General features: G+C 60.1%; 13 protein-coding genes. 5 read left to right on the forward strand and 8 right to left on the reverse strand.

Annotated features, from left to right (window positions below):
- Positions 1-78: 78 nt before the first annotated feature.
- Positions 79-663, forward strand: a complete 585-nt coding sequence (locus VM554_07295) for a cytochrome c (protein HVJ08172.1) — start codon at positions 79-81, stop codon at positions 661-663.
- 86 nt (positions 664-749) lie between these two features.
- Here the strand turns inward: VM554_07295 and VM554_07300 are convergent, their stop codons facing one another.
- Complete coding sequence (locus VM554_07300; protein HVJ08173.1) at positions 750-1,946, reverse strand: DUF481 domain-containing protein; 1,197 nt, start codon at positions 1,944-1,946, stop codon at positions 750-752.
- A 136-nt stretch (positions 1,947-2,082) separates the two neighbouring features.
- Entirely contained in the window at positions 2,083-4,104 is a 2,022-nt protein-coding gene (locus VM554_07305) for a hypothetical protein (GenBank protein ID HVJ08174.1), read from the reverse strand.
- 175 nt (positions 4,105-4,279) lie between these two features.
- On the opposite strand from VM554_07305, the gene mqnC reads away from it, so the two are divergent.
- From mqnC to VM554_07325, 4 genes are all read left to right on the forward strand, one after another.
- Positions 4,280-5,326 (forward strand): cyclic dehypoxanthinyl futalosine synthase, encoded by a 1,047-nt coding sequence (gene mqnC, locus VM554_07310; protein ID HVJ08175.1) that lies wholly within the window; start codon positions 4,280-4,282, stop codon positions 5,324-5,326.
- A gap of 160 nt (positions 5,327-5,486) precedes the next feature.
- Complete coding sequence (locus tag VM554_07315; protein ID HVJ08176.1) at positions 5,487-7,121, forward strand: cellulose synthase family protein; 1,635 nt, start codon at positions 5,487-5,489, stop codon at positions 7,119-7,121.
- Between the two features lie 97 nt (positions 7,122-7,218).
- Positions 7,219-8,586, forward strand: a complete 1,368-nt coding sequence (locus VM554_07320) for a Xaa-Pro peptidase family protein (GenBank protein HVJ08177.1) — start codon at positions 7,219-7,221, stop codon at positions 8,584-8,586.
- Positions 8,583-8,984, forward strand: coding sequence for a hypothetical protein (locus tag VM554_07325; GenBank protein HVJ08178.1), 402 nt, complete (start codon positions 8,583-8,585; stop codon positions 8,982-8,984). Before VM554_07320 ends, VM554_07325 begins: the two co-directional genes overlap by 4 nt.
- Positions 8,985-8,993: 9 nt before the next feature.
- Here VM554_07325 and VM554_07330 read toward each other — a convergent pair whose 3' ends face one another.
- The 6 genes from VM554_07330 to mreC all read right to left on the reverse strand — a co-directional run bounded on the left by VM554_07330 (position 8,994) and on the right by mreC (position 19,073).
- Entirely contained in the window at positions 8,994-9,788 is a 795-nt protein-coding gene (locus VM554_07330; protein ID HVJ08179.1) for a hypothetical protein, read from the reverse strand.
- A gap of 187 nt (positions 9,789-9,975) precedes the next feature.
- A complete protein-coding gene (locus tag VM554_07335) occupies positions 9,976-13,302 on the reverse strand; it encodes an Rne/Rng family ribonuclease (GenBank protein HVJ08180.1) in 3,327 nt (1,108 codons plus the stop codon).
- Positions 13,303-13,718: 416 nt separating this feature from the next.
- Positions 13,719-14,819 (reverse strand): rod shape-determining protein RodA, encoded by a 1,101-nt coding sequence (gene rodA / locus VM554_07340; protein HVJ08181.1) that lies wholly within the window; start codon positions 14,817-14,819, stop codon positions 13,719-13,721.
- A gap of 53 nt (positions 14,820-14,872) precedes the next feature.
- Positions 14,873-16,897, reverse strand: a complete 2,025-nt coding sequence (mrdA, locus tag VM554_07345) for a penicillin-binding protein 2 (protein ID HVJ08182.1) — start codon at positions 16,895-16,897, stop codon at positions 14,873-14,875.
- 115 nt (positions 16,898-17,012) lie between these two features.
- Entirely contained in the window at positions 17,013-17,531 is a 519-nt protein-coding gene (mreD, locus tag VM554_07350) for a rod shape-determining protein MreD (protein ID HVJ08183.1), read from the reverse strand.
- 9 nt (positions 17,532-17,540) lie between these two features.
- On the reverse strand, positions 17,541-19,073 hold the full coding sequence (gene mreC / locus VM554_07355; GenBank protein ID HVJ08184.1) for a rod shape-determining protein MreC: 1,533 nt from the start codon (positions 19,071-19,073) through the stop codon (positions 17,541-17,543).
- Positions 19,074-19,128: the final 55 nt, after the last annotated feature.

Genomic DNA, 19,128 nt, shown 5'->3' on the forward strand with positions numbered 1-19,128 from the left:
CGAGATAGCGTGGGGGGCATGCTGCGGAACCTACCCTGATCCTGCACAAAAAACCGAACACCACGAGGCTGAAAACTGATGAAGACCTTTCTGTTGGGCCTGTTGTTAGGCGTTCTATGTGTCCCCCTGGGGGCGTTAGTCTACTTCCAGGCGGGAACGCCACCTGTGGCCGTCTCAGACAAGCCCTTCCCCATGGAAGAGACGCTGGTCCACATTCCCATGCATGCGCGCATTCGCAGGGAAGCGGCCAAAGCAGTGCCCATGGAAGCCAGCGCCACCAATCTGGAGGCAGGGGCCCACATCTATCGTCAGCAATGCTCGGCATGCCACGGGCTCTATGGACGGCCATCCGCCTTCGCGTCGCACATGTATCCCGTTGCCCCGCAGCTTTGGCAACCGCATGGCAACGGAGTGGTGGGAGTAAGCGACGATCCGCCGAGCGAGACCTACTGGAAGGTCGCCAACGGCATCCGGCTCACCGGCATGCCCTCGTATAGCAAGGTATTGAATCAGACCGAGATGTGGCAGGTATCCCTGTTGCTGGCCAATGCGGATAAACCGATGCCGCCTGGGGTTCTTGAACTGCTGAAGAGACCCTTCGATTATGACCCGCCGGCGACAGGCGCGGACGCAGCGGTCCTTCCTACCTCACCGGCAAAGTAAATCCACGGATCTAGACCATCGCGGCTCTAAACCATGCCGTGGCTAAGACGGGCAGCCAGTTCTCCAACCGGCTGCCCGTTCCTTTTCTAGTGAAGTGTGTAGCCGACTCCCGCCGTGAACTGGAAGGAGTTGTTCTTGAAGCCCGTCGGAGGATTGTTCAGATAGTTGTCCACCGCGCCGAGGTTGAAGCTCAGCCGCTTGTAGACCGGGAAGACCAATCCCGCCGATACGTTCGACGAAAAGGCATTGGTGTCGTTGTAGGAGACGTTCGCTACCCCCGCTTCATTCAGCAGCAATCCAGCGGGAAGCTTGCGCCAATATGTCTCGCCAAAGCTTGAGCCGACAAGGCTGGTGCTGGGCTGCACCGGCGGCACGGGCACAAGAAAGGTGTCTGCGGAGAAGGTCTGATGTTCATAGTGGATATCGGCCTTCGCATCCAGTTGCTGGTTTTTCTGTTGGATGATCGTGTAGCCGACGCCACCTCCATAAATCTGCTGCAGGCTCAGGCCCTGGGAGTAGTTGTGGTCCCAGGCGCCATCGACAAGCACATAGAACCGCGACGTCAAGTACTCATCGCGCTCCGCATCCGCGTGGAAAATAGAGGTCTTGGTGTCAAGGGTTCCGGGCTGGTGCACCTTGCCGTAGATGTCCGTAAAATTGGCGGTGGTGCGATTGCGCGGCGCCAGCCAGCTAACACCGGGAACGAGCCTCGCCAGCGCGAGCCCAACGTTGAAGTTCTGGCTGTTTTGCGTCGCCTCCACAAAGGCGGCACCCGCGGTTACCGTGCCATTCCAACCGTGGAAGAAGCTCGGCTCGTGGCGGAGAGCCTTCTCGAAGCTCGCCTGGTCGATCACAGTGTCCGCGTTCTTGGTGGCAATCGCTGGGGCTGCCGCGCCGGTGGCGCTCTCAACCTGAATCTCGGTTCCCGTGGCGTGGATCGTTCCCTGCGGAACCTCGGAGTCGGGAGTCTTCCTGCTCAGCTTCTGCCCTTTCTGGATCACTGCGAACTTCTCCGTAGTCCGCAGTTCTTTTATCTTGTCCCAACCAACCGTAATGTCTCCCGCATTGTCGCTGTGAAAGACGAGCTTATCTCCGCTGGAGTGCAGAAACGTGCCGGTTAGCTGATCTCCATTGGTGAATACCACTACATCGGTTCCTGGCTTCGGGTCACCCGTACCATCCGCCAGCAAGGCATGATTGGCTCCGCTAAGCGCCACAATCACGGCGAGAGTCCATCGGATGCTGGCAAATCCTGCTCGAGCACGAGGAAATATATCTGGCATAACAGACCTCTCTCCCAAAGAAAAATTCCGGCTTCCAGCGAACCTGATTCGTAATGCGAGCAAGGTCAATTAGATGCAGAAGGTAGTATGCGAGTAGTGGCAAAAGAAGAAAGATCGCAGAGACGGGAGGTTTCCTTCAGCGTTTGAATTCGTAGCGCAGGGAAGCACCGCCGAAGGATCGCAATGGAACCCCGACGATGCGCTCGATGGGCAAGCTCCCTGCAGGCAGGGCGAAGGTCTCGAGGGTCTGTCCCGAGTAGCCATTCGCCAGAGAGCCATGAAGAGAGACAACCCAGCGCCCATCACCCAGCGATTTCTCCAGGCCAAGGCGGATCTCCTGCACAGGCACAGCGCGGAAGCTGTCCCCCAGCGGCTTCTCGCCAACGTATTCGTATTCCGCCTTTGCTGCGGTGTGGAATGGAAGGCGTTCGATAGTGCCGATCGAATCGACGATCAGCCGCGGAGCTTCCGGCACCGGCTGATGCAGAGCACGGTCAGTTGCGTTGGCCTGCGAGTACGAGGCGAGAAGCAAACCACGGGAGTAGCGCCTCCGGGCCAGAATGGTGAAGTAGCGGTTTAGCGAAGGGCCGTTGTCCTGCTGCAGTCCGGTATCAGGATCAATCCTGGCCAACTCCTCGGAGTTCGTCTGATGGGCAAGCGTCACCCGCAACTCCGTTCCGGCGATCACCTTGCCTACAACCAACTGGTACTCGCGCGATTGAGTGATGAGCGCACCATGGCCGGTTCCGGAGCCGATGCGCGGGTCATTCTCGTGAAAAGCCTTTCCAAAGCTCAACGAGAGCTGCGGCAGGACTCCGCCCTGTTCCCTTCCCCAGGTCAGCGTGATCTTCGGGCTGGTAGTTCGCGGCGTCTGGGTGTAGGAGTTCGCCGAAGTGAGCTTGTCGGTATTGGCAAACTGGATCTCGTCGTGCCGCACCCCTGCATAGACCCGGAGGCGATGCCCCAGATCCCCTTCGAGAGCCGCGAAGGGAGCATAGTCGCTGATGGTCAGGTCATTCCCGGTAACGAGCCGCAGGGTTCCCTGAGCATCCGCATGAGCCAGGTCGAGGCCGCGCGGGGCATCCCGCCGGTAGTCCAGCCCGGCAAGCGCATAGAAGCGCGCGCCAATCTTCTGCGTATAGGTTGCGTTGGCGCCCTGCACGGTGCGGAACTCGCTCTGCTCAATCAGGCCAAGTCCGAAGTTGGAGTCGAGAGCAAGGCTATACGTGCGTGAGAATGCCGAGAGCGTAAGGAGTTGCCGCTCGGAGGGCCGCCAACTGTCTGTGATCACAGCCAGCGTGGTGTGGGTCAGATCCTTCTGTCGGGGATCGATGGTATCGTCCGCGACCGGCGTCGCCAGCGGGATAAGCCCGGGAAGACGGGAGAATCCGTAATAGGCTGCGCCAAACGCCGTGAGCCGATGATTGCCGAGGGTCCAGACCCGCTGGGCGTTGACCTTGTACTGCTGCCGCTCTTCCGGACGGGCCAGAAAGCCGTTCCCGAAGGATGCCTCCACCACGATCCACGCCAGCCTGGCGGAGTTTCGTGGAGACCAGCCAGCGGACACGTCTCCGTCGCGGCCATCGCTCGTCAACTGCAGGAAAGGAGCAAGGCGGTCCCGCAGGCTGTAATTCACCGCGAGGTTGATCGAGTGATCGCCATAGCGCGCGTTAAAAGCTGCGTTATCCACTTCGACGCCGCCGAGGATCGCCGGTATAAGCAGGTTGGGGTCGGCGTAACCATTGCCATGCGCATTCGCGGTCAGGTTATTGGGAAAGAGGAAATCCCCGATCTGAAAGAACTGGACGACTGGCTCTCCATGATCTCCGGCAACTCCGGGGGCAAAATACTGCGGTGCCTTGATGCCGCCGGACGCAGTCTCCGCCGGATAGCCGGGAATGGAAAATGGAATCCCCGGCCGGCCGGGATCGGCGGGCAGCAGATCCTCGCGGCTGAATGCCGAGGCGGACGGATCCGGCGCAAGCGCATCCTCGTGCGCGTATACCATCACGCTCTCCTTCAGGGAAAGCGCGAGCGGCGTTCCCCGGGCAGAAGAGACGTCATCCTGCGGGCTCTGCTGGCCATAAATCACCCCTGGAATGCAAAAAATGAGCAGGCTGGCCGTCCATCGAGCGCATTTTCGGGGCATATTGCCCATGATAAGACGCTCCCCCTGCTCCAGAATCAGCCTTGTCCCAAAATCAGCGTTGCCGCAGAATCAGACTCGCTGCAAACGCCGATTCCGGGGGCAAACCAGCAAAAACCTGGCCAGTCTGGGGAGTTGGAGACCCCCGGCACTCGCCGAACGCTCTCGGGGGCTTTAAAATCTAGATATGTCGTTAACTCGCCAGCAGGCTCTTGACTATTTCCGCTCCGACGATCTGATCGGCCTGGGCATGGAAGCCGATGCGCTTCGCCGCAGGCTCCACCCCGAGGGAGTGGTCACCTACATCATCGATCGCAACATCAACTACACCAACTACTGCACCGAGTACTGCACCTTCTGCGCCTTCTACCGGCCGCTCAAGGGCCCCCAGGCCTCGGAAGGCTACATCCTGGACTTCGAGACGATCTACGACAAGATCGCGGAGACGCTGGAGATGGGCGGCACCGGCGTATTGATGCAGGGCGGCCTGCACCCGGACCTGAAGATCGACTACTTCGAGAAGATGCTGACGGGCATCAAGCAGCGCTTCCCGCAGATCTGGCTACATTGCTTTTCCGCGTCGGAGATTCTGGCGATTGCCGAATACAGCGGCATCACGGTCCGCGACACGATTGCGCGGCTGCGCGATGCCGGGCTGGCCTCGATACCGGGCGGCGGCGCGGAGATCCTCGACGACGAAGTTCGCCATCGCATTGCGCGGCTCAAGTGCTCCACAGCGGACTGGCTGCTGGTGCACCGCACGGCTCACCAGCTTGGCATGCGCACCACGGCTACTATGATGTTCGGCGTGGGTGAGACTTTTGAGCAGCGCATCAACCACTTTGAAGAGGTCCGCCGCCTGCAGGAAGAGACGGGCGGATTCACCGCCTTTATCCCCTGGAGCTTCCAGCCGACGAACACCGCGCTTGGCGGCCGCGGATGGGAGGAAGCTACCTCGGTCGAATACCTGAAGGTACTCGCCATCTCGCGCCTCTATCTCGATAACGTGGAGAATGTGCAATCCAGCTGGGTGACCCAGGGGCTGAAGGTGCTGCAGATGGGTCTGCACTTCGGCGGCAACGATGTGGGATCGGTAATGCTGGAAGAGAACGTGGTGAAGGCCGCGGGAACCGCCAACCACACCACGGAAGAGGAGCTCCGTCGCCTGATTCGCGATGCAGGGTTTAAGCCCGTGCAACGCGATACGCTCTACCGGACCATGTTCCTGAACTAGATATGCCCGGCGGCATCTACACGTACAACTGCGGGGGCTGTGCATCCTCGCGTACAATTGGCAACAGAAATTCGGCCGAAGATGCCGCTGCGGAGGCATGATCCTGCTCGCCCCTATGTTCCTGAAGTTTGCGGTTGGAAAGACTTTCGCAGTGTCCTGCATGTTGAAAGCGCATACCTTTGCAGCCCTGATGCTGGTGGCCGACCAGCACAGTCTGCAGCACTATTTGCGCACCCACTACGCCGACCGCACCTTCGAGCATCTCTACCGCTGGAACCCGTTCGACATCATGCTGCTGATCCCGTACTTCACCGTGATGATCGTTCTTGCGGCGTACGGCATGCACCGCTACCAGCTCGTCTACCGCTACTACAAGAACAAGAAGAATCTCGACATCACGCCCTCAGGCCAATTCGCGGAGCTGCCGCGCGTCACCATTCAGCTGCCCATATTTAACGAGCAGTTCGTGATCGACCGCCTGCTGGAAGCCTGCTGCAACCTCGACTATCCGGAGGACAAGCTGGAGATCCAGGTCCTCGATGACTCCACCGACGAGACCAAAGTGGTGGCTCGCGAGATGGTGGAGCGCTATCGCGCCGCCGGGCACCCCATCGTCTATGTGCATCGCGAGAATCGCCACGGCTACAAGGCTGGGGCGCTCGACGCCGGACTGAAGACGGCAACCGGCGAATTTATCGCCATCTTCGATGCGGACTTTGTACCGCCAAGAGACTGGCTGATGCGTGTGATTCACCACTTCGCCGATCCCAAAATCGGCATGGTGCAAACGCGCTGGACCCACCTGAACCGCGACTTCAGCTTCCTTACGCAGGTAGAGGCGATCCTGCTCGATGGCCACTTTGTGCTGGAGCATGGCGCACGCGCACGCAGCGGCGTCTTCTTCAACTTCAACGGTACGGCGGGCATGTGGCGGCGGCAGGCCATCTCCGACGCAGGCGGATGGCAGCACGACACGCTCACCGAGGACACCGACCTGAGCTATCGGTCGCAACTTGCAGGATGGAAGTTCAAATACCTGCCCAACGTGGAGTGTCCCGCGGAGCTGCCCATTGAGATGACTGCCTTCAAGACGCAGCAGGCGCGCTGGGCCAAGGGCCTTATCCAGACCTCGAAGAAGATTCTCCCCCAGGTGCTCCACAGCAACGTTCCCCGCCGCGTCAAAATTGAGGCGATCTACCACCTGACCGCGAACCTGAGCTACCCGCTGATGGTGGTTCTCTCGGTGCTGCTGATGCCGGCAATGGTCATCCGCTTCTACCAGGGATGGTTCCAGATGCTGCTCATCGACGTGCCGCTTTTTCTTGCCTCGACGTTTTCCATCTCCTCTTTCTACCTTGTCTCGCAGAAGGAGCTCTTCCCCGGCAAATGGTATAAGACGCTGCTCTTCCTGCCGTTCCTGATGGCGCTGGGCATCGGGCTGACGGTGACCAATACTATCGCCGTGATGGAGGCGATCTTCGGTATTAAGAGCGCCTTCAAGCGCACGCCGAAGTACCGCGTACAGCAGAAGGGCGAGAAGTCGCAGGCCGCCAAGTACCGCAAGCGCCTCGGCATCATTCCCTGGATCGAGCTGGTCATCGGCTGCTACTTCGCGCTGACGATCTGGTATGCCATCACCAACGAGAACTACTTCACGGTGCCCTTCCTGCTGCTCTTTGTGGTGGGCTACTGGTATACCGGGCTGCTATCGCTCTTTCAGGGGCGCTTCGAACGCTTCCGCCGCGGTGCAAATCTCGAGGAGTCCTCGCCCAAGCCATTCCCCGTCGGAGTATAGAAAGCGGCCAGGCTTCTCTGGCTCAATTGGTGTGCTTTTAAGCCTCAATTGACGCGCTTCGCCGCGGCTACTCTACTCCAGGACATAACAGCTCAGATTGCTCTACACTCTTCTCAAGATGAAGAGACTGTTACTGGCTATCCTGCTTTTCTTCCTTGGCGCGTCCACAGCGCCCGCTCTCGAGAAACAACCTGCTGCCGACTATCATGCGCGGCGCGTTGCGCTGGCCAGTCATCTTGATGGCGGCGTGGCCATCCTGTTCGCGGCGCAGGAGCCGGTGCTCGACTTTATGCCCTACCGGCAAGACGAGGACTTCTACTACCTGACCGGATGGAATGAGCCGGGAGCCGCACTGCTGATCGAAGGCGAAGCCTCCGCGGCTGCCGGAAATCCTGCGCACCCCTATCGCGAGGTGATGCTGCTGCCGACGCGCAACCTGCGCCTGGAGCTCTACACCGGAGTCAAGCTGGACGCCAGCTCGCCCGGCGCTGTGTCGGCAACCGGAGTCGCCGACGTGCAGCCGATGACGGAGCTGCCCTCGCTGCTCAGCCAGATGCTGCGCGCGGACAGCCGCCTGCGGCAGAGCATCTGGGCGCAGCACGATTCGCCCGACGCGAAGGCGCTGCTGACCTGGACCTCAACCACACTCGGCACCGCCAGTGTTCCCGATGCGCGCGACGTGAGCGAGTTGACGACACCGCTGCGCATACTGAAGGATGCCCGGGAGATTGACCTGCTGACCAAGGCCACAGACGCTTCCATGGTGGCGCAGCGCGCGATGATGCGGGCGGTGCATCCGGGAGCAAGCGAGCGCACCGTCGCAGGAATCATCATCGAGAACCTGATGGCACAGGGATGCGAGCGGCCCTCGTATTCGCCCATCGTTGGCTCGGGATTGCAGTCTACCGTGCTGCACTACGCGGAGAACCTGCATACAATGCAGGCGGGCGATGTGGTGGTGGTCGATGCCGCCGGCGAATACTCGATGTACGCCTCGGACATTACGCGCACGGTCCCTGTCAGCGGTCACTTCAGCGCGCGCCAGCGGGAAGTATACGATGTAGTTCTGGGAGCGCAGCGAGCAGCGATGGCTGCGTTTGTCGCGGGCAAGTCGAAGATCAACGATCGTGAGCATCGCGACCCCGACTCGCTCGATACCGTGGCGTGGAACTACATCAACACGCATGGCAAGGACCTGCACGGCGAGCCGCTCGGCAAATACTGGATTCATGGCCTTGGCCACTCGGTCGGTATCGATGTGCACGATCCCATGGACTACACAAAGGCCATCCCTCCTGGCGCCGTCTTCACCATTGAGCCGGGAGTCTACATTCCCGAAGAGAAGCTAGGGGTGCGAATCGAGGATATCTACCGCGTGGATGAACACGGCAAGCTGATCGACCTGACGGAAAAGCTGGCGCATACGGCCGACGAAGTGGAAGCGGCAATGAAGGCAAAAGAGTGAGAATACTGCAGTCGTTTCTGGCTATCGGCGGCGGCTTCCTTTCGATCGCCATCCTGGTGGCGATCACAACCCTGGTGCTCAAACGCATCGCGCCGGAGATGGTAGACGAAGAATCGGCATCGCAAAAGAAACCGAGACGGTTACATTTGCTGCTGAACCTGGGATACAGTGCCCTGTTTGGCGCTGTCGGAGGCTACGTCACGGCGTGGATCGCCCACGCAAACCCGATCATCCACACGCTCGCCCTGGCGCTGGTAGTGTTGCTACTCAGCGCCATGGCCGCATTGCAGATGAAGGGCAGACAGCCGGTGAGCTATCAACTCGCGCTTACTGCGCTCACGCCTTTGGCCGTTCTGGGTGGAGGCTTGCTGCGCCTGAAGCAACTCGGCTTGCTTTAGCTGGTTTGGCTACCAGCGAAAGCCAAACGTAACCGGAACAACCCTGGTGGCGCGGCCCGGCGTGTCGATCCAGGTGTAACGCGCCTCAGAAAAGAATTTGCCACCGCTCCAGTTACCAAATGTAAATCCGCCGCCGATGTTCATGCCTCCCTGGCTGGTTGCAAAGTGACTCACCACCACGTTTCCGGTGTAGTCGTAGGGATAGCAGAAAAAGAAATCGCAGTAGTAGCTGTTGATGATGCCGGGCTGGGTGAAGGCCGTGTATTTGCGGTAGAACCCGCCGCCACCGGTGAGATAGCCGCCCCACGAACCGCCGGTCTTATAGTCCCACACAGGATTCAGCGTGAGCGACCAGATGTGCACATAGCCGCCGGGCTCGCCAACCTGTGCCAGCACCTTCGCGGGGATCTTGTTGCTGTCGAACTGGTACTCCCCGATCATCGAAAAATTACGATCGAAGCGATATCCGGCACCCGCAACGACATTCCACCCATAGGTAAGATCGTGCTGGTCCTCGTCGGCTGGAGTGGTGAAGCCCCCGCCAAACTTGGCTGCAAAATGGCTCACCCACGGACTATGCGATGGATAGCCGTATGCAGGCACAGCCTGCCCGTTGCCTTCGAGCGCATGCAGATGGAGCGGAGCCGCATCTCCGGGATCGACCATGCTGTGATATTCGTCAGAACTGGATACCTGACTGGACACCTGGGCCTGAAGGGCCGGGGCTCCGTTCGATAGCAGAAGAATAGCGGCAATAGTAGCGACTTTGCAGATCGGAGGAACAAGAGAACGCAATGAAAGCATAAGTCTCCTCGAACACAACTCGCCCAACAGGATCGAAGACCTCGCGACGGCCGGCACACTGCTGCCCGTCACCACTTTTGTTAGACGCGATCCTGCGGAGTTTGTTGCGCGAGGGCTTACTTCCCGCATTACGCAAAAAGGCCGGGACTGATCCCGGCCTTTCGCGCGATGAAGTATGGTTTTGTGTTTAGTGGATGTCGAACTGCTCCGGATGCAGACTTGGATCGCTCTTCACGATGATGTTCTTGCTGATCATCTCTTCAAGCTCGGTCAGCCATTTTGCATTGTGATCCTTCAACGTCTTCACCACATCAGGATGCACACGCAGCAGAACATCTCCGTGATCGAAAGTCTTCTGCATCTTGTGCATCTCAACGTAGATCTCGTTGCAGACTGTGACCGGGCTCTTCACCATTCCCGTTCCCTGGCAGATGGTGCACTGCACGCTCAAGGTGCGCTCCAGCGACTGCTTGACGCGCTTGCGGGTGATGGCGACCAATCCGAAATCGTTGAACTGGAGAACCTTCGACGGCGCACGATCCGCCTTCAACGCCTCTTCCAGTGCCTGCATCACGCGATGGCGATTCTTGCGCTCATCCATGTCGATGAAGTCGATGACGATGATGCCGCCGAGATCGCGGAGACGAATCTGTCGCACGATCTCTGGAATCGCGTCCAGGTTGGTCTTGAGAATCGTATCCTCAAGCCGCGCCGTCTTGCCCACATACTTGCCGGTGTTGATGTCAATTGCGACAAGCGCCTCGGTCTGGTTGATGACGATCGAACCACCCGACTTGAGCCATACCTTAGACTTCAGCGCCTTGCTGATTTCGTCCTGGATGCCAAACTGTTCGAAGAGCGGCGTCTCCTTGGTATAGAGCTTGACGCGGCGCACCAGGGATGGCTGGAAGCGGTTGAGGAAGCGCACGATGCGCTCGTATTCCACTTCGCTATCCACCCAGATAGAAGAGAAATTATCCGACACCTGATCGCGCAGGATGCGCTCGACAAGGTTGAGGTCGTGATAGATCAGGGCCGGTGCCTTGGCTGAGTCGGAGCGCTGCTTAATCTCCGCCCACAGGCTGATTAGGAAACGGATGTCGGCGCGGAGATCTTCTTCGCTGGCTCCATCCGCAGCCGTGCGCACGATGAATCCGCCGCTGTTCTCTCCCTTTTCGCTGATCAGAATCCGCTTCAGCCGCTGGCGCTCTTCGTCGGAAGAGATCTTACGCGAGACCCCGACGTGATTGACGGTCGGCATAAAGACCAGGAACCGGCCCGGCAGCGCGATATGACTGGTGATGCGGGCACCCTTCTTGGCGATGGGCTCCTTCGCGATCTGAACCAGAATCTCCTGGCCCTGCTTCAATAAGTCGCTGATGATCGGCAGATCGGTCATCTGCGCCGTGGATCTGCGTCCACGATCTCCACCACCGCTGTTGCCGCGACGGCGGCCGTGGCGTCCACCACGTCCTCCGCGACGCCCTTCATCGCTGCGGCGGCTGGGAGCGGGAGCACCGTCGGCGGCGGGAGCTTCTTCCTCCGATTCCTCATCGAAGTCTTCGCCAATCGCTTCTACTTCGGACTCTTCGTCGCTCTCCTCATGCTCTTCCTCGGTCTCGGTCTCTTCGGTCGCCACGTCGGAGTGGAACGCAACGTTGACGCGGGTATCGAGATGCGTATCACGAACCAGCTCGCCAAGGTCCGCGTCGGTCAGGCTATGGTCAATGGTCTCTTCTTCCAGCTCATCCAGATCGTGTTCTTCGCTATGCGCATAGAGAGGGGTAAAGTCGTACTCCTCTTCGTCGATAACCTCTTCTTCAATCACTCCACGGCCGGGCGCAAATCCCTGGATCGTTCCGACGCTGGTACCGCTGTCTTCCGTGCCGCTCTCTTCCTCTATCTCCTCAAAGTCTTCGGCTACATCCTGCAGTTCTTCGAGAGACTGTTCCTTGTTGAGCAGCTGCTCCTTCTCCGCGGCAGCTTCGTTCTCCTCGGCATTCACGGGCGCAGCGGCGGTCTCTTCGACACTCGCAGGCTCGACGGCCGGGGTCACTGGGATCTCCTGCGAATGCTCGGCAAGCTCGCCGGTTCCAAGGACGCGATCCACATGCACACGGTCAACGTGGTGCTGGACTTCGGCAGCAGCCTCGCTGGGTGCCTCAACTTCGGCCTTCTCCTCTGCGGGAGTCACGAGGCGGAACTCGCTCGGCGCGGTAGGATCCACGCGATACGACGCTGAGGCATGCGTCGGTTCGGTTTCCTCAGGAAACGGCTCAACCCGCTGCTCGGAATCGTGATGGTGTTCGGGATGCTTGATCTCGGCGACTGGTTCAGCTTCTATGGTCGGCTCGGCAGCGTGGCCCACAACCGCCTCAGTCTCTTCTTCCGCCGCTTCATATTGCGCTTCTTCCGCAGCCTCGAACTGAATCTCTTCCGGCGTCTCTACGTTCGTATCGGCGTGCGCATCAACGTCCGCTGCGGTCGCGGAAGCCTCTGCCTCGTGCTCGGCAGGAGCGGGCGTCTCCTCAACGTGGGTCGCGCCTGTCGCCGGCGCCAGCGGCACATCATTGCGATAGCGGGAGATCGTCTCACCCGGCAGCAGATTGCCGCCATCCCACTCGATCGGGGTTTCGATCAGTGTGGACGGCTTGAAGGTCGTGTAGACCGGCGTCGGCCGCGCAGGCTCAACAGGATTACTGGGCAGCGCTTCAATCTCAATCTCCGGCTCCTGGGCGGGTGCGTGGCCGTACTTCGAGAGTGACTCGCCGGGCAGAAAGACGGCCGCGGAGGATGCAGAGGATTGCGGCGCATGCGTCGATTTGCGCGGCTCCTCGGCGATGAAGGGCTCGGCCTCGTGCTCTGCGTGGGCCGCGTGGATCGAATACGTCTCCGAGGCTTCGTCGAAGCTCTCTTCCTGTGTGGATGGCTCGGCCTCGCGCACCGGTTGCTGTCCGCGCATACCGCGGCGGCGGCCACGGCGGCCACGCCAGCGGCGGGTTCCGCCCTGCTCAAACTCTTCTTCCCTGCCCTCTGTCGGGGAGGGTGTGACAACCGCAGCCTCTTCCGCCAGTTGATCCGGACGAGCGGCACGGGGCGGGCGATTCTCTCGCGGTTCGCGGGCTTGCTGATCGCGGGACTCGCGCGGTTCTCGGGCTTGCGGTTCGCGAGATTCGCGCGGTTCGCGCTCGCGGCCACGTCCTTCGCGGCCACCTTCGCTCTCCCGCCCGCCCTCCCGGCGGCCATGAGCGGAACCAACACGCTCAAAGTCGGCAGAGTCTTCCTGCTCTTCAAGAAAATCGGTGACGTAGAGGAATGCGTCGCGCTCCAGACCTACGTCGACAAATGCCGACTGCATGCCCGGCAACACGCGGGTCACGCGGCCCTTGTAAATGGAGCCGGCTAGGGTGTACTCATTTTCGCGCTCGTAGTAAATCTCTGCGAGCTCATCGTTCTCAATAATCGCCAGCCGCGTTTCATGGGGCGTGCTGGAAATGCATATCTCTTTTGACATTCTGCCTCTCCTGTCCGGCAGGCTGAACCTGACGAACGTCCGGCGAGGCGATCAGAACAGGAATTCTCCTGCTCCCGGGGTACCGGAAAGGATTGGGGCAGACGAAGAGATGGCCGTAGCGAAGAAGATACCTTGTGTGAGGAGTTGCGAATACCTCCGCCCTGAACCGGGTGGAGGCTCACTGAAAGGATCGTAGTGCTTTTGGAGGCTATCTGGGCGCAATGAGTTTGTGACCGCTTCAGCCTTGTAATAAGGCGGGGCCGTTACCCGTCGTTGCGCGCTCATACCCAATCCTGCCCGGCCCGGTGATCCACCCGGCCGGCTGTAATAGTTTTAGACTTAACTTCCTAACCCCCGGCATCGCACTTGCGCACTGCCGGACAAAACAAAAACCTTGTGGTCTCAGCCGCAGCCCTCTAGTTCACGAAGCGGTTCATGCGGACGTTCATTACCATTCCGAGAGCCAGAAACGTAAACAGAACCGAAGACCCGCCGTAACTCATAAGCGGCAATGGGATTCCGGTTACAGGCATCAATCCGACCACCATCCCTACATTGACCGCGATCTGAAAGATCAGCACGGCCACAACGCCCATGACCAGGAACGTTCCGGAGAGATCGGCAGCTGTTTGAGCGTTTTGTATCAAACGCATCAATATGAAGAAGTATAGCAGTAGCACCGAGACCGCGCCCACAAAGCCATGCTCCTCGCAAAACGCCGCGAAGATGAAGTCTGTGTACGGAATCGGCAAAAAGTCACCCTGAGTTTGCGTCCCCTTGGTAGCTCCCTTGCCCCAGATGCCTCCCGAACCTACAGCGATCAGGGATTGGCGAATCTGGTATCCGCTGCCTCTGGGATCGTTGTCCGGATTCACAAAGCTGGTCAACCGTGCCTTCTGGTAAGGCTTGAGGACCTTGCCGCTATACCAGGCGCCGCCAATAGCTACAGCTCCGGCCAACGCGAGAATGGCCGCCTGTTTCCAGCGGATTCCACCGAGGAACAGTCCACACAGCAGGATGGGGGTATAGGTGAGAGCGGTTCCCAGATCAGGCTGTTTCAGCACCATGAGCATGGGTAGACCCACCAGTGCAAAAGCCTTGAAGATGTCGCCCCAGGTCAAATCTCTTCCGGCCAGATTGGTGAAGTAGCGCGCCACGGCAACAATCAGGATGAGCTTGACCCACTCCGACGGCTGAAAATGAACGCCTCCCGGCAGCTTGATCCAGCGCCGCGCTCCCAGTACCTTGGTGCCCACCACCATCACAGCGAGCAGCGCAACAATCGACACACCATAGGCGTAGTGTACGTAGTCGATCAGCCGGTGATAGTTGACCAGGCTCAGTGCGAACATGCCTACGAGTCCGCCCAGCAGCCAGATCACCTGCGTCTTGTCAAAACCCACGAACTTGGTGTGCAGCGTAGCAGAGTAGATCTCCGCTACGCTGATGACCGACAGCAGGAGTACCAGGCCTAGAAGTACCCAGTCGAAGTCACGAAATGAGAGAAATCGCCGCATCCTGATTCTTTCCTGCTCTCGCCGTTATCTTATTGAAAACAAATGCCATACAGCTAAGGCAACCGCACCGCTGCTACCGATGGATGTGCGGCAGCCGCAACGGCAGAGGGCTTGCCTGTATTCGTATTTCCCTGGCCCCTGTTCCCCTGTCCTGCGTCTCCCTGCCCCGCAGATCGCTGGCCCGGGGTCACGAAGAAGTGCCCACCTCGCAGAGAGGCCGAATTGGCCGTGTCCGCGGGCGGCTCCGTCCATATCGCTCCCACCTCGACCGGGGCTGGAGGCTGCTTCGCCTCCTCCAGGTTGTTGTCGCGTTTGCGCTGCTTATCTACGTAGGCCAGCACTACCTGGGCAGCCAACCTGCCTGCCAGAGTACCGTGCTCGCCGCCCTCGAACAGGACGCAGACCACAATCTCGGGATTGCGCCTGGGAGCCACGCCGACAAACCACGCATTATCTTTCTTGCTGACGCCGACTTTCCCCTTGGACTGATGACCGATGACCTGTGCGCTGCCCGTCTTTCCGGCGAAATCGATGCCCTCCAGGTGACCGCTGGCGGCGGTTCCTCCCGGTCCCATCACCATTGCCATGGCGTCGGTGATCGTCTCCCAGTTCGACGGGTCAAGGGGAATTCGCTGGTCGCCTGAGCCCGGAAACGACTCAAGCAACGCCTGGCGATATTCCGCCGGAACCTGATCCTCGTTCACCACGTGGGGACGCCGCAGAACGCCGCCGGAGGCGATTCCGCCGATGGCGCGCGCCATCTGGATCGGCGTAGTTGCAATCGCACCCTGTCCGATGCCCACGGAAATGGTCTCTCCGGCGTACCACTTCTCATGGAAATTCTTCAGCTTCCACTCTTCCGAAGGCATGACGCCGGGAACTTCATTCGGCAGATCGATACCCGTTTTCTGCCCCAGGCCGAGTTGGTGGGACCAATAGGCAATCTTGCCGATTCCCAGCTTCTCCGCGAGAGTGTAGAAAAAGACGTCGCAGGATTGCCAGATGGCCTTGGTGATATCGGTCGAGCCATGCCCATGCTTCTGCCAGCACTGGAAGTAGCGCCCATAGAACGTCGCGCCGCCGCCGCAGTTGACGTGCAGCGTCTGAGCGATTCCCTCCTGCAGTCCGGCCGTCGCCATGATGATCTTGAACGTTGAACCCGGCGCCAGTTGCCCCTGGATCGCTTTGTTGAGCAGCGGGTGATTCGGATCGGTAACCAGCCTGCTCCACTCATCCCGATGAATGCGGATGGCGAAGGCATTGGGATCGAAGGCCGGGTGGCTGACCATCGCCAGAATCTCCCCGGTGCGCGGATCCATGGCAACGACGGCGCCGTTACGCTCGCCGAGTGCCAGCTCGGCGGCTCGCTGCACATCGATGTCTATGGTGAGCTTCAGATTCTGGCCGCCAACCGCCGGCTCCTTGCCAAGCCGCCCTACCTCGCGGCCGTGGCTGTCCACGATCACATCGCGAGAGCCGTCCCGCCCCCGCAGAAGCTGGTCGTAAGTCTCCTCCACACCGGATTTGCCCACCACGTCTCCCGGCATGTAGTAGGCATACTTGGGATCGTTGAGCATATCCTCGCTAACCTCGCCGACGTAGCCGACGAGATGCGCGGCAAAGTTGTCGCGGGGGTAGAGCCGACGCTGTTCGTCGATCGTCTCCAGTTCCGGCAACTCGTTGCGATGGGCCTCGAGGAACGCCTGCTCATCCGGTGAGAGATCCTGCTTCAGCGGCAATGGCTGATAAATAGGCGCGGCGCGGTAATGCTTGAGAATGCCCTGGAGCTGATCCACATCCATATGCAGGCCGCGTGCGATCAAGGGCAGATCCGGCGTCAGGTCGCGACCCTGCTCCCGCACCAGAAAGCACGAAACCGAGGGATAGTTGTCTACCAGTACGCGGCCATCGCGATCGAAGAGCCTGCCGCGGGGCGCGAGAATTGGAACTTTCCGTATGCGGTTCTGCTCCGCCAGGGCACGATAATTCTGCGCCCCCAGGACCTGTAATCTCCACAAACCGGAAATCAGCACCAGCAGAATCGCCACGATCACGTATTGCGCGACGGCCAGCTTCATTGCCGGCAGCTTCTCTTCCCGGTTTAGTTTGTCCGAATACACCTGGTTGCAGCTCGCTCTTCACTCTCTAGAATACTGCCAATTGCTCTACCAGCCGGGATGCGTATCGACTGGATCAATTCTCGCGTTTGGCGCGATCCAGCAGGGCGAACAGGACCACTGCCAGCAGCGCATTGACCACCGCGCGGATCAACTCGTGCACCCAGCTCCAGGGTGCCTCCATGGCCAGCATGCGGTGCACAATCAGCAGGGTGATGGCGCTGTTCAGCATCGCCGCTCCAAAATTGAGGATCAGGCGCGTGCCGTGGTTGTCCACATCGATGCGAACCCCAATCGATGCAGCCAGATAGCCGATGATCGTCTTGGAAATGCCATTGATGCCGAGCGGCCGCTGCGTGAGCGCATCCTGGGCGATCCCAATGATCGCGCCGGTCAGCGTTCCGGCGATGGGATTACGCCGCGCTACCGCGAAATATACGGTGATAATCAGCGGCAGATCCACGATGCCGAAGCGCCAGAAGTGCAGCGGAAGATAGGCCTGGAGCCCGAGTGCTGCCAGGGGTACCAGCACCGAAACCAGCCACGAAAACGAGTAGACCTCGGCGTCGCGGCGCGAATTGGCGTTCATCAACATGGCCACGGGCTACAGTCTCCCTCCCGGAGGAGTTGCTGCGTCCGGGGCTGCTGTCTGCGGCCTGGTTTGCTCGGGCCTTGGCTTGGGTTGCGCAGGATTGGCTGGATTCGATTGCTCAGGACGGTGCTGCGCAGGCTTAGGTTGCACAGGTTTTGGGGCACTTCCCTCCGGGGACACCGCTCCCGGCTTTCTGGTAGCAGTACCTTCTGATGCGGGAGCCTGCGACGGCTTGCCCACGCTCTTCGTCCCGGTGCCGCTGGCCGTCTTACTCGCAGCGCCAGCAGAACCTGTAGCAGAACCTGTAGCAGAACCTGTAGCAGAACCAGCACCAGTAGAACCCGTGGTTCCCGCGCCGGGCGTTTTGGCGCTGGTGCCGGCTGAATTCAGCGATTTTCCTGTCGTGGAGCTGCCTGCTCCCGTGCCCGAAGCCGGACGTGGAGTCTGCCCGCCTGGGGTCATGGTATTGGCGGATGGTATCGTGGCCGGGGAGAAGCGGTCTGGATGCAACGGCACACCCGGCCTGGGGGGACGGCCCGGGTCGCCTCCTGGCGCTTCCGGCGTTGCATCGGGTGCCGTGGGCGGCGCGTTGGGGTCCTTCAGGCCCGGCAGGCGTTCGGAGAGGATATCGGCGGCGCGCTTCTGGGATGCTGCTTCAATCGCACTTTGGGCCAGGTCGCGCTGTTCTGCCGCAGGCATCTTATCGTTCACGCCGGTAATCACCAGCACCTCTTCCAACCGTGTCAGGTTGGCGGCGGGCTTGACCACAAGCGCAAGGTAGCCGTCATGGTCGGGATCGGGAACCTTGCGCTCCACGACTCCAACCGGCAAGCCTCGCGGAAACACGCCATCCCCGCCGCTGGTCAGGACACGATCGCCCACCTTGATCTGTTCATCTGGCGCGACGTTGACGATCTGCGGCTGGCCCAGCGAGTTGCCCCGAAGAACGCCCCGAATCCGCGAGGTCTCGAGCATCACGCCTGCTCCGCTTGTCTGGTCGGAGATGATCAATAACTGAGAGGTGTCGGGAAAGACATCGCGAATCTTGCCCACAATGCCGTCGGGAGTGATGACCGGCATATCCGGCTTCAGACCGTCGTTGGATCCCTTGTCGATGTAGAGCACATGCGCCACGTCGGAGCCCGCGGTGCCGATTACCTGCGCCGGTTGCGTGGTGGAGATGTAGTGCTCCTTGAAGGAAAGCAGTTGCTGCAGGCGCTGGCCCTGGCGCGCGTCTTCGGCAAGTCCCGCCTGTTCAATCCGCAGGCGATTCACTTCTGCCTTGAGATCCTGGTTCTGCTGGCGCACGCCGCGCAGATAGGCATAATTCGACCACACGCCGCGCAAACCGCCGCCCATGGAGTGAACCCAGCGCTCGGGGGGCGAGATCAGGCTCACCACCCAATAGCGAATCAGCCGGACCTGCCCGGTCTCCGGCGCGCCCGGAATGGGACGCCGAACCTGGACGGCAAGGCCGACGACCTGGGCGAGCAGGACAGCGATCAGCACCAGGACGTTCTTATACCGGCTGAAAAATGATTCCATAGTCCCGAATAAGGCTATTGAAGCATGCCCTGAGAGCGCTTCGTTTGCCAGTATG

Source organism: Acidisarcina sp. (assembly GCA_035539175.1).
Classification (GTDB): Bacteria; Acidobacteriota; Terriglobia; order Terriglobales; family Acidobacteriaceae; genus JANXZS01.